At 70.7% G+C, this 11,463-nt stretch carries 13 protein-coding genes; all 13 read right to left on the bottom strand.

Annotation, left to right across the window (positions count from 1 at the left end; translation table 11 throughout):
• Positions 1-114 precede the first annotated feature (114 nt).
• The 13 genes from AGRA3207_RS37720 to AGRA3207_RS37775 all read right to left on the bottom strand — a co-directional run bounded on the left by AGRA3207_RS37720 (position 115) and on the right by AGRA3207_RS37775 (position 11,409).
• Positions 115-1,281: a hypothetical protein gene (locus AGRA3207_RS37720; protein ID WP_231332153.1), complete on the bottom strand. Its 1,167-nt coding sequence runs from the start codon at positions 1,279-1,281 to the stop codon at positions 115-117.
• A gap of 102 nt (positions 1,282-1,383) precedes the next feature.
• Positions 1,384-1,866 carry a hypothetical protein gene (locus tag AGRA3207_RS37725; RefSeq protein WP_231332154.1) on the bottom strand — a complete coding sequence of 161 codons (483 nt, stop codon included), beginning with the start codon at positions 1,864-1,866 and terminating at the stop codon, positions 1,384-1,386.
• Between the two features lie 31 nt (positions 1,867-1,897).
• On the bottom strand, positions 1,898-2,467 hold the full coding sequence (locus AGRA3207_RS37730; protein WP_231332155.1) for a DUF6939 family protein: 570 nt from the start codon (positions 2,465-2,467) through the stop codon (positions 1,898-1,900).
• A gap of 282 nt (positions 2,468-2,749) precedes the next feature.
• Entirely contained in the window at positions 2,750-3,589 is an 840-nt protein-coding gene (locus AGRA3207_RS37735) for a deazapurine DNA modification protein DpdA family protein (RefSeq protein WP_231332156.1), read from the bottom strand.
• 82 nt (positions 3,590-3,671) lie between these two features.
• Positions 3,672-4,049, bottom strand: coding sequence for a hypothetical protein (locus AGRA3207_RS37740; RefSeq protein WP_231332157.1), 378 nt, complete (start codon positions 4,047-4,049; stop codon positions 3,672-3,674).
• Positions 4,050-4,927: 878 nt separating this feature from the next.
• Positions 4,928-5,392, bottom strand: coding sequence for a hypothetical protein (locus AGRA3207_RS37745; RefSeq protein WP_231332158.1), 465 nt, complete (start codon positions 5,390-5,392; stop codon positions 4,928-4,930).
• Between the two features lie 223 nt (positions 5,393-5,615).
• A complete protein-coding gene (locus AGRA3207_RS37750; protein WP_231332159.1) occupies positions 5,616-5,999 on the bottom strand; it encodes a hypothetical protein in 384 nt (127 codons plus the stop codon).
• A 636-nt stretch (positions 6,000-6,635) separates the two neighbouring features.
• Complete coding sequence (locus AGRA3207_RS37755; protein WP_231332160.1) at positions 6,636-7,124, bottom strand: hypothetical protein; 489 nt, start codon at positions 7,122-7,124, stop codon at positions 6,636-6,638.
• Positions 7,125-7,472: 348 nt separating this feature from the next.
• On the bottom strand, positions 7,473-7,595 hold the full coding sequence (locus tag AGRA3207_RS40020; RefSeq protein WP_273699973.1) for a hypothetical protein: 123 nt from the start codon (positions 7,593-7,595) through the stop codon (positions 7,473-7,475).
• Positions 7,596-8,064: 469 nt separating this feature from the next.
• A complete protein-coding gene (locus AGRA3207_RS37760; protein ID WP_231332161.1) occupies positions 8,065-9,135 on the bottom strand; it encodes a hypothetical protein in 1,071 nt (356 codons plus the stop codon).
• Positions 9,136-9,298: 163 nt separating this feature from the next.
• The gene (locus AGRA3207_RS37765; RefSeq protein ID WP_231332162.1) at positions 9,299-9,628 is read right to left on the bottom strand and encodes a PP2C family protein-serine/threonine phosphatase; all 330 of its coding nucleotides are present in this window, start codon (positions 9,626-9,628) and stop codon (positions 9,299-9,301) included.
• Positions 9,625-11,088: a serine/threonine-protein kinase gene (locus tag AGRA3207_RS37770; RefSeq protein WP_231332163.1), complete on the bottom strand. Its 1,464-nt coding sequence runs from the start codon at positions 11,086-11,088 to the stop codon at positions 9,625-9,627. The genes AGRA3207_RS37765 and AGRA3207_RS37770 overlap by 4 nt, the downstream gene beginning before the upstream one ends.
• Before the next feature lie 123 nt (positions 11,089-11,211).
• Entirely contained in the window at positions 11,212-11,409 is a 198-nt protein-coding gene (locus AGRA3207_RS37775; RefSeq protein WP_231332164.1) for a hypothetical protein, read from the bottom strand.
• Positions 11,410-11,463 lie beyond the last annotated feature (54 nt).

Genomic DNA, 11,463 nt, shown 5'->3' on the forward strand with positions numbered 1-11,463 from the left:
CTCCGGCGGCGCGGCGGCGGCCCCGGGGATGCCCCGACCGGGGCCTGGGGGCAGTACTGGCCGACGCCGGGGGGCGCGGGGGCGTGCGGGGAGGGGCGCTGCGGGCTCGGCCGGTCAGGTGGCGTTGGGTTCAGCCGGGTGGTCTGCGCGGCGCCCGGTGGCCGCCGTCCAGGCGGACTCGAAGGCCGGGCCTTGTTTGGGCAGTGCTCCCTGCGGGGCCGCGACGGCGAACCATTCCGCGGTGGGCCGTTGTGGTCCCCGGCGCAGCAGCCATGCCCGCGCGATGGCGCCGCCGGTGTCCACCGGGACACCGGCCCGGCGGGCGAACGCGGCCAGCTCCGCCTGCACCCGCTGCCGGGATCCGGTGCCGCGCACGCGCACCTCGCGCGCTGCCGTACCGGTCTTGGCGGGGTCACCGGCGCGGGGCAGCAGCGCCCGCCGCACCTCATAGCAGGCCCAGGGGATGCGGTCCAGGTGCTGGTGGAACAGTCGCAGCGTGTCCTGCCGGCCCTCCTGCGCGAGCAGATCGCTGAGTGTGCCCCGCCCCAGCAGCCCCTGGCGCGGGTTGAGCGCGACCGCCAGGTACTCCATCTCCAGCGCCAGCAGCCCGGCCTGCGGGTCGGCAACGAAGCGTTCGAGCGTCTGGATCCTGCTGGCTTTGTTCTGGAAGGTGAAGGGACAGTACACGCAGGCGCTCTTAGGCCACGTCACCCCTAGCGTCCCGCGGATGTAGCGGTCGCATGCGGCGCGGTCCCAGCCCCATTCACGCAGCGGGTAGTAGCCGGTGCGCAGGACGGTGTCGAAGGTGGCGTCCCGGACAGCCCGTGAGGTTTCGCCGATCTCATATCCGACGGCATGAAGATAGGGCTTCTGACGGGTCACGTGGGCGACGAAGACATCCAGCGGAACGCCTTTGGATTTCGCCGAGCACAGGCGCGCGCCGCCGAGCTGGGGAAGGGTCCCGGCGGCGCGCATCTCCTCGTGCAGCCGGTAGGCGCCCTCCAGGTACAGGGTCCGGGGGTCCCGCGAATCGTCGAGGACGGCGATGCCGTCGCGCTGGGAGGGGCCGTCGCGTGCCACCTGCGCGAACCGGATGCGGTGTCGCCGCAGCAACGGCAGCACGTGCAGCTGCACCAGGGCTCCGGTCACCGGCCATTCATCGCCGGTCATCGTGGTGACGACCAGGAGGTTCTCCAGCCGGCACGGCCGGGTCCGCGGCTCTTGGATCCATCGCAGCAAAATCGCGGTGGAATCCTTGCCCAGGCCGTAGGAGAGAACCACTTCGATCGGATACGGGTCGTTGAGGACACGGCCGTGAATGGGGGTGCTCCGCGACATCCTCGCTGGCTTTCGGTGCGGAAGGCGGGTGGGGTGAGCCGGTGGTCACCACAGGCGGGCCTGTTGGCCGGTGCCGGGCACCGGCGCGGGGGCGGGGTGTGCGGGCCGGGCGCTTTCCTGGGGGCTCACCCAGGCGTATCCGTGCTGGGCCGACGGTGCTGTCTTGGCGAACACGACCCGGTCGGCGTAGAGCACTGCGGTCAGCTCCTGGCACAGGTAGAAGGTCGCGCCGCGGTGGGGGTTGTAGGTGACCCGCCGCAGCGCCGTCAGGTCGGGGCCGGTGTCGATGGCCTCGACGACGCCGGTGCACCAGGCGTGGACGTTGCGCCGGCCGGTTCGCTGCACCTTCGCTCGCCCAGACGGCGACACGTGGAACCGCACGCTGGTGCAGGTCACATCGGTGGCGTAGCGGATCACCCGGCCACGGTCGGGTCCGGCGACCGACACCACCGCGAAGCAGTGGTTGATGAGGTTGAAATGGACGCGGACCCGGCGCCCGGGCAGCGACCCCGCCCGGCCGCCGCTCACCGCGCCCGATCCGGTCCGCCGCGTCGCGGCCTCACTGCTCCTCCGGCCACGTCCCCTGTATGAGCAGGGTGATGAGGGCCGCGTGCGACAGCGGCGCGGACAGGTCGCTGACGTCGCCGTTGGTGCTGAGATCCAGCAGGACGACGTGGTCGCGGGCGGCCAGCACGCTCAGCAGGCGGATCAGCGGTGCCGTCCGGTGCCGCAGCATCCACCGGTAGGCCGGCAGGAAGATCCGGCGCCGGGCGCTTTCCTCATCCAGCAGCTGCACGCCGCCGGGCCCCTCGTCGGGTCCTTCAGCGAGCCCCGGGCGGTGGCCCAGCGGCGGGCCGTGGCGCAGGCTGGTGCGCTTGAGCCCTCTCATGGTGGTGATGGTGAGCTTGGCGGGGTCGGCCCCGGCGGTCTGGAACACCTTCAGGGCCTGCCAGATCCCCTCGACGGACTGGCTGGGGGAGAAGGGGACGGGGATGCCGCCGTGCGGGTAGCACGGGCTCAGCCGCTCCCACGGATGCTCCGCCCGGGAGGTGACGTCGATGATCCGAGCGTCGGGGAATTCGCGGGCGAGGGCGGCGGTGGCCTGGCGGCGGGCGACGCTGATCGGCACGGTGGACTCCTTGCTCGGGGACCGCTGGGTGGTGGGCCGGGTCCAGCGGGCCGGGCAGGCGGGGTCAAGGGCTGGTGTTCTCCCTTGACCCCGCCTGCGCGGTCTGCTGCGTTGTGCGCACCAACCGGGCGGGGGCCAGGGCGGCGCCGGGCTGCAGCGCTGCTGTCCGCGCGGTATCGATCCCCGGGGGCGGGTGAGGCTGCTACCCCGGTAAGCGGGGCCGGGGGGCGGCCGTTGAGGCCACCGGGTGGGTGCTCGAGTGCCCGGCGGCGGAGGGGCTGGTCAGGCGGCCGGGTGTCGCTGGCCGAGGTCGAGCAGCAGCCCGGGGTGGGCGGCGGTGACGGTGTCACGCACCTCCTGCCACCACGCCAGCGCATAGCGCAGGCAGTAGGTGCAGCGGGCGTGCGTGCATCCGGGCAGTGGTGGCTCGTGGTGGGCACGGGTCACCCACGCCATCGAGTCCGCCGACGCCAGCTGCGCAGCGCTGGACACCAGCCCGGTCACCTTGTAGCCGAAGGCGTGTATGCGGATGCCGTGCCGGGCGATCCGGTCGATGAGCAGCGACGCGCCGATCATGTTCTGGCGGCGGCACACCGAGCCCACGCCGACCCGCTCCAGCCGGTCCAGCGCGATCCCGGCGGCCTGGTAGGCGTCGATGTGCCGCTCGTACTGGCCGCCCGTCCATCCCTGCAGCACCGGCGCCCACGGGATGCCGGGCTCCAGCATGCGCAGCTCCAGGTAGTTCTCCAGGGTCAGCCGCTGATGCTCGGCCACGGTGAGGCCGGTGCTGCTCAGCGCGGCGTCCTCGCACATCCAGTCCATCGGGGCGACGAACGCGGGCCGGGCACCGATGTGGTCGATGGCCCGCCGGATGTCGGCTGCGTACTGGCGGGCGGTGAAGGGCCACCGCCCATAGCGGGTGATCTTGTTGTAGCCGCCGGAGTCGATGGCGTAAGGCGCCCAGTGCGCCGGGCGGGGCTGGAGTGTGCGCAGCCGCGACAGCCGCGGATGCGACACCAACAACGCCACCCCGGCGGTCTGCGGCCTGGACAGCCATGACGGTTCCGGGGCGCCGAGATAGAAGGTCAGCCCCGCAGCGGGGACCGGTGAGATGGACGCCATTACCACTCCCGTCGGCGCCCGGCTGCGGCACCCGGGCGCGGGCTGCGGCACAGGGGCCTGTGAACGCCGCCGCGCACGGGCTTCAGAGGCCGTGCCCGCCGGCCGCAGGGCGGCCGGTGTGGCCGTGCTCGACGTCGACCACCCGCCCGGTGCGGGGATGAGGACCGGCAGCGGCCGACGGGCACCCGATATGGGGGGCGGTGCAGGCATGCAGGCCCAGCGCCGTGACGCCCCCGGGCTGGAAGGCCAGCACCGCCAGCCCTTCGGCGAGCGGGCCCAGCACGCCCGGCCTGCTGCGGGCGGCGAACATCAGCCGGTCCGCTCGCTCGGCGATGATCTGTGACGCCGCGGCAGCGCGGGCCCGCCGCTGTTCGAAGGACACCTCCTGCAGCTCGGCGATGGCCTGGGGGATCAGCGCCTGCAGCGCTGTGCGGATGTTGTCGCGCACGTGGTCGGTCATCTGTGCACCCCATTCCGGGTTGGAGGCTTGGCAGGGATCCGGCCGCCGGGTGACCCACGTGAGGTGTGGCAGGCCACTTTTGCGGCGGCACCGGGAGCCGTGGCCGCGCAGAAGAGGGCCATCGGCCGGGGCCGGGGTGGTCGGGGTTGGGCTGTTCAGGCCGGCGGGGCGGGTGGACGTGGCGCGTCACCGGCCGCACGCCGGGCGGGATCGCCAGGTGCGGTGTCCTCGCGCCGGGCGGGTTCTGCAGGGGTGTAGTGCTGTGCCGCCAGGCGGGTGAGTGCGGAGCCGGGCGCGTTTGTGCGGTGGCCTGCCGGTGGCGCTGGGGCTGCGGTGCCGCCTCGGCTCTGACCGGTGGCGATGGCGGGGGATCGCCGGTGATCTCGGGCAGCGGCCCGGGTAATTTCATCCATCGCCGCGCGGGCATTCGGGCCGGTTCAGTGGGGCCGGCAGACAGTCGCGCTGGTCGGCCAGCGCAGCTGAGCGAGGGCGCCGCGCCTGTGCCAGGTGGACGGCACCAGGCCCCGCAGATATCGCACCAGGGGGCGCACGACCGCACGCCCCCGTCGCAGGTGAGAACCGGGACGCGAGCCGCTGAGCCGCTGTGCGAGGGGCTGTGCGCCACCCGAGGTGGCGCTGGAGGATGAAGGGAAGCGCCCCGTCGCCCCCGGTCACGGCTCTGTGAACGGTCGGGTGCTGCGCTGGCAGGGGATGCACCGCTGGCGAAGCACAGCGTGCTGGCACCTTCGCCCGAGCCGGAGACAGCACCGGCGAGGCTGCCAGCGTGGGGCGTGGGTTGCGGGCCGCCTTTCCGGCACCGCTTTTGGGCCCGCGCAGGTCCCCAGGGAAGATCGGGCCACGGCGCCGGGACCAAATGATCACCGCTTCGCCGGGTCCTGCTGTCCCAGCGTGTCGGGCGGCCACGGGCTGGCCGGGCTGGGGCCGGTGAAGGGGTCGCCCTCAGAAGGGTAGTGCGGGCGGCAGCCGAACCCGCCGGGGGCGCCGCAGTCCTCGCAGGGCGGATCACCGAAGTGGCCGTAGCGGGGCGTCCGGTGCTCCTGGCCGGTCATGCTGGTGTCCTTCCGGTCTCGGTGGTACGGCGACGGCGTCGCCGAGCCGTCGGGCTGGTCATCGGGAAGGGCGTCGACGGCGGCCCAGAGTCGGCGGAGAAGACGCCGCAGGTCGGCCTTGGTGCCGGTGAGGACGGCCACCTCCTCGTCGTGCATCAGCACGGCATGGACATCGAGCGGTTCAGGATCGCAGAGGTGGTCGAACCGGTCTCCGGCCATGACGAGCTGTACCTGCAGCCGGGACCCGTTGTAGAACTCCCAGCGTGCGACCACATCCGCTCCTTCATAGGTGAGACCGGTCACGGCTGGCGGCGGCCCTGTAGCCGACCGGCTGGAGGGCCAGGGGCCGGGAAGGAAGGAACCACGGAGCGGTCCCTGCGGGGACCCGCGCTGCGCTGGTCGCCTCCGCCGGGCCCGGCCTGCTTGAGGCACGTCCTTGCCGGAGCAGGCGCCTGGCACGAGACGAGCCAGGCGCCGGCCCGGCGGCGCCGTGCGGTCAGTCCTGTGGCGCCTGTTTGCCGCGTGCGGCCTGGTCTTCTGTGTGCAGTTCGGCGGCGAGCAACGGCTCGAACTCATCACACACCGACTCGTGCTTGGCCAGGGCGCGCAGGGCGGCCTGGCGGGCGCGCACACGCGCCTTGCGATCGGTTCCGGGTTCTGCGAGCCACGCCTGGGCATGCAGCGACGCGAACAGCTGGGGGTGGTGACGGGCGAGGGTGGTCATGGCGCGCTGGCGGGCGCGTCCGCGGCCGGTCCTGCGCTGGTAGTCGGCGACCGCAGCGTTGTGGGCCAGCCGACACTGCTCGCAGGGGCGCTCATGGTTGCGGCGGTGCCGTTCGTAGGCCGCCGGGGTGCCGTGCTCCTTCAGCTCGCGTGGCACGGCGCTTGCACTCCCCCGGCGGGACCGGCGCACCGACTCGGGTGCTCGACTCTGCCCAGCCGGGCCGGGGGTGTCGCGAGAGCGCTCTTCTTGTGGTGCCGGGCGGCTGGCCGGGCGTGGGCCAGCGTGCTGTGCCGCCTGCAAGCCGCGTCCGCGCAGTGGCGGGGTGGCCGGTTGTATCCGGCCGCATTATCGGGACTGCAAGGGCGCTGGTGAGCGGTGAGGTCACCGGGTGGGACGGCGGTCATGGCTGCCTCCGCAGGGTGCGGTTCGTCGGGAGCCCGCGGCCCATGCGGTGGGGCTGGTGGTGTCAATCAGCGCGTTCTCGATTGACACCACCAGCCCCGCCGCGTTGCGATGTGCGCCCGACGAGGACGCCCCCTCCGGACGGTGTCGGTCCGGGCGTCGGACGGGCGTCGGCCTGGGTGTCCGCCCGGTGGCCCCACGCGCCGACGGGGGCCGGGTCCGGGTGTTCGGACGGCGGCCTAGCGGCGTGTTGGATGCCTGCGGCTGCTTGCGTACGGACAGGCCCGGCGGCGATGTCGCCGTAGTGACAGTTGACGATCCGTGGTTGAGGGGCGGGAGGGAGTGCCGTTGCTGAGGCCGACGAGGTCCGCCTGCTGACCGCCGGCCGCCTCACTCGTCCAAGGCAGAGGGCCAGGGCGGGGGGAGACGCCGCCAGTCCTGCCGGAGTCTCGCGCGGATCAGGGTTTCGTCCTCGTCCATCCGCGTCCCGTACATGCGCTCGTAGTCGTCGATTTCGAGGGGGAGGTTCTCGAAGATCTGGCGTGCCCATGCAGGGAACCGGCGCTGCAAGATACGGAAGTACAGGCCGACGGCATGACCGCGGATCGGGGTCCTCAGGCTCACGTCATGCAAAACGGCCAGGATCTCGACGTCGGTGCCCGGACGAGTGTCTTGCCGGGCGGCAACCCGGTGGAGGATCTCCTGGCAGTGCACGCGGTAGAGCGTTTCGTTCTGGTGGATCAGAGCATGCTGCGGGGGCAGAAGCCGAAATGAGCGCCACAGCGGGCCGGGGGTTCCGATGACCTTGCCGGATGGGTCGCGGACGGGCAGGGGCTCGCTGTGCCGGATCTGCGTTGCGCGTATCTCCTCTTCCGCCACTTCGAGAAGATGCAGCGTGGCGGTGATGGAGCCGATTTCGGGGAGAAGCTCTGCAAGGGCCTCGGTGAAAGACAGAAGGCATCTCCTTGTGGGCAGGCCGATCTGGCGTGCATGGGGAGGGACGGCTGCCTGGCGGTCCGTTCGGCCATCGGCGGTGTGCCGGGTAAGGGCAGGCCGTGCGGGCACAGGGATGGGAAAGCGGCGACATGGCCTGGTCGTTGTGACCGCGTCCTGCTGATCGCGCCGTGATACCGGGCTATCGAGACAGGGTGGTCCGGCGGTTCACTCCGGCCCACAATCCTCGATCGGCTCGATGTCGACCAGATCAAAAGACCACGTAGGTCGACCTCAGGTTGAGGCTGCCGAGAAGTTGCTGTTCCTGGCCAGTCCCCCGAAGAAGCGGAGCATGAGCTCGCCGCGTAGCCCCGCCAGCCAGGTGGCCAGCTCGAACGTCACGATGGCCAGGGCCACATCGTCGATCCCGCGGCATCGCTGCCGCAGGTGGCCGGCGAGCAGCCGGCCGAATACGCTTTATTGCCGGTCGGTGTCGCGATGCTGGTGCGATAGCGACACCATGCGGGCCGGTTTCTGCTCCGGTAGCGCGGTCACCTGGGATTCTTTTCCGGCGGACGCGGCATCGCTGGCCCTGAGACGGGCCGGTTCGCAGGAGGGGCGATATCTCTTGCGTTGTCAGCGTTCCTGCATTCTTCTTCGCTGTCCTTGCCCTCGTCTCGTGGATTCGTTCCTTCGGGGACGCTGTGCCACCTGGATGAGGTCGGCGAAACGGCCTGGCCGCCGGAACAAAAGGTCATCTCCTTGGGCATGGCAAACGTCCATGGTTGATGGAGGCGAGGTACTCGGGTTGAGGGAGCGTGAGGGACGCTGAAGGTCGCCGGAGTCACGCCTGGGTGGGGTCGTGCAGGGGGTGATGGCTGGCGGGTCAGCCGTGCCGGTCGGCCCAGCAGCCGCCGCATTCACCGGTGTCGCTGCGGCGCCCCATCCCCGGGTGGCGTGGGCAGGCCACAGGCGCGGCCGGCTCAGCGACGCGGGCAGGCGGGTCGTTGTCGGCCAGGCCGGCGAGTCTGCTGATCACCACACCGGCCGGGTTCCGGGCACCCTGCAGGCCGCCGGTGACCTCACCGACCAGGTCGCTGCGGCTCCAGCCGCGCTCCAGCGCCTGCTGGACAAGCCGGTTCAGGCGGGGCATCACGGCGCGGCTGGGACGCCAGCCCGCCGGCAGGTGGCGCAGCAACTCGGCGGCGTCGGCATCCTGATCCCCACCACCGCCACCTGGTTCAGGCCCGTTCCCGTGATCTCGCCCTGCCTCCTCGCCGCTGCCAGCGCCGGGGTCTGGCCGGTGCGGGTGGGGGACGGCACCGGATGTTCGGCCAGCGCCGGGCGGGTGGTGGTTGGTGGTGCTCTGGTTCTTCTTTATGTGGTCACGGTGCGCTGCGGCGCACTGCGGGAGTGCGTCTGCGCGCACTACCGGGGTGCGCTGCGGCGCCCTACGGTAGCGCGGCCACGCGCACCAGGGTGCGCCGCAACCGGAGCGGTGCGCGCCGTCGCCATCGTGGCCGGCAGCGGGTTCGTCAGCGAAGATGTCCAGGTCGGCCAGGGAACGCGGACCGCGGTAGCCCGGCGGCGGCTCCAGATGCAAGACATAGAGGTTGCGGGCTCGCAGGCCACCAGCGGATCGGCGGGTGTGCTTGTCGATGGCGCCGATCCGCACCAGCTGCCCCAAATGCGCATCGACCGAGCGTGCATGGGCGAAACCCAGCCGGGCGGCCAGCTGGGCGCGGGAGGGGAACACCGTCCGGTCCCCGCGGGCACGGTTGAGGTGCATTGACAGCTGCCAGTACAGCGCCTGGGCGACGGGTTTGATGCCGCTGAGCGCCACCCAGTCGGGCAGCTGGGTGAAAGGAATGAGGGCTCGCCCTTCCCGCAGTTCATCGTGCTGGTCGAGGGCTTCACCATCCTGGCGGGCCGGGAAGCGGTCCTGGGGCTGGGCCACGGCGGCTCCTGAGCTGGACGCGGCGATATGGGCCGCCCGCACGGCCAGGGGACGGCCGTGCGGGCAGCAGAGACCGTGCGCGCGGTGACAATCGGCGCCCAGGCCAGACTCCGGCATCGCCCCGCTACCGCGCAGGGCCGGGGCGCCGGGGTCCAGGTGTGTGTCAGCCGTCGGCCGACGCCTGATTGCCGATGACGGCGACGGCGATGTTGTCCGAGCCGCCCTGCAGGGCCGCCTGAACGAGCGCGTCGGCGGTTGCCTGTACGTCGAGGTGGGTGGTGAGCAGGTCACGCAGGTCGGGATCGCTGAGGTGCCTGGTCAGTCCGTCACTGCACAGCAGCAGACGCCGCCAACCCGGATCCGGGGCAGCGGCCTCGGGTTCGCCGCGCCCGATGTGCCGTGTCAGGGTGTTGCCGGAGCGGCGAGGAGAACTCCTTGCCGGAGCGGCGAGGAGAACTCCGAACCCGCTGCTGCTGGCGGCCCGCCCGCTCACGATCCTGAGTGCATTGTCGGCAGATCACCCGTTTGCCCGGGGTACCGGATGCCGCGCCAGAGCGGGCCGGAGTACTCGCTGAGGGCTTCGAGGACCGCATCGTCTGGTGCGCCGAACCCGCCCACGGGACAGACGATGATCCAGCCGGTGGCCCTTTCGGCGAGCGGGTAGTGCTTCTTGCCAAGCGAGGGGAGTCGGAGCTTGGCCCCGCGTGAGGCTGGTGGAAACTTCGGCCTGGGAAGCACCGACACGTAGTAGTTGTTTCCTCGGTCCGTGGCTGCAACCTTGATCGCGTCGGACCAGTCGTATCTGCAGACCCGCCCGTCGTGCCGCGCCTCTACGCCTGCATGGCTGATCCGTAACTGCTGCGGCCTTTTTCTGATTTTGGCGGCACCGATGGCGCAGAGAACTCCGACGGTAAGATACGGGAAAGTCATGAGTAGGCCGAAAGGCACATCCTCGGGGGACTTGCCTATCTTGCCTAGAGTCGCCAGCAGGTATAAACTGCCAATGCCTAAAAATAGGGCGCCGCCGAAGAAGGTCAATCGTAGATCATTGTCTCGCCTTTTCTGGAAAGTGATGCCTTCGTCTTCCTCGGGAAAGTTTTCCCAGGGCGGCAGGAACGCGGAGTCGTCGAATCGTTCGTCAGTTTCCTCCTCGGCGAGCTCGTCCGCTGGGATGTGCTGCTCGTCCGCGCCGCCGCCTGCGGAAGGCCAGACCCGATCGAAGTCAGCGTGGTCCAACTGGGCGAGGATGTCGGAGATGGAGGGCCGGTCCGCGGGGTTCTTCGCCAGGCACGCGTCGATTAAGTCGCGCAGGCCATGTTCGGAAGGCAGATCCCGCAGGTCGGGATGCTCGCTGGTGATGTGATGGACGATCGCTTGCATGCTGTCGCCGGCGAAAGGGCTGCGGCCAGTGAGCGCGAACGCCAGTACGCATCCGAGAGAGAACACGTCGCTGACACGTTCGGCCTTCTGCCCGCGGAGCTGCTCTGGGGCCATATAGGAAAGAGTGCCCACCATCGCTCCGGTCTGGGTCATGGTGCCGACATCCAAGGGCCGAGCGATGCCGAAGTCAAGAATGCGGGGACCGTCCGCAGCCAATATCACGTTGGCGGGTTTGAGGTCACGATGCACCAGGTGGCATGAGTGGATGGCGCCCAGTCCCTCGGCCAGCCCCGCACCCAGAACGCTCACCATGTCGGCATCCAGAGGCCCCCGGGCGGAGACGGCCTGCTGGAGCGAAGGCCCGGGGATGTAGGCGGTAACCAGCCACGGCCGGTCCGCGTCGGGATCGGCGTCCACGACTTGGGCGGTGTAGAAGCCCCCGACTCGGCGTGCTGCCTGCACCTCCCGACGAAATCGGGCGCGATAGTCCGGTTCGCCGACATAATCGGGACGGATGAGTTTCACCGCCACAGGACGGCCGCCGGGAGAACGACCGAGGAACACCTGGCCCATTCCTCCCTCGCCCAGTCGGCCCAGCAACCTGTACTTGCCGACCGAGTGCGGATCACCGGGCTGGAGAGGGGACACTGGCACGCCTCCATCACCGAGGTGGGGATTACGGAGGCCTCGATTCTGTCAGGGTCTCACGACTGGTTCATCCCTGTGGGCGACGATGGCACGCACTGGTCGCCGGTGTTCGTGCACCACCGCCTCGTTGACGTAGATCCGAGGGTAGGAGACGTCGGTATCGCCGTGGTCGGCGTGTTCCTCGGTGATCACGGCGATCACCACCGTGACGTTGCCCGCGGCTTCGAACGTGTGCTGGTTGGGCATGTGCTCCCCCGAGCTCAGCCCGGTGTGCTGCCACGCTAGCCCGGAGCGTGCGGG

Origin of the sequence: Actinomadura graeca (assembly GCF_019175365.1) — a bacterium.
Classification (GTDB): Bacteria; Actinomycetota; Actinomycetes; order Streptosporangiales; family Streptosporangiaceae; genus Spirillospora; species Spirillospora graeca.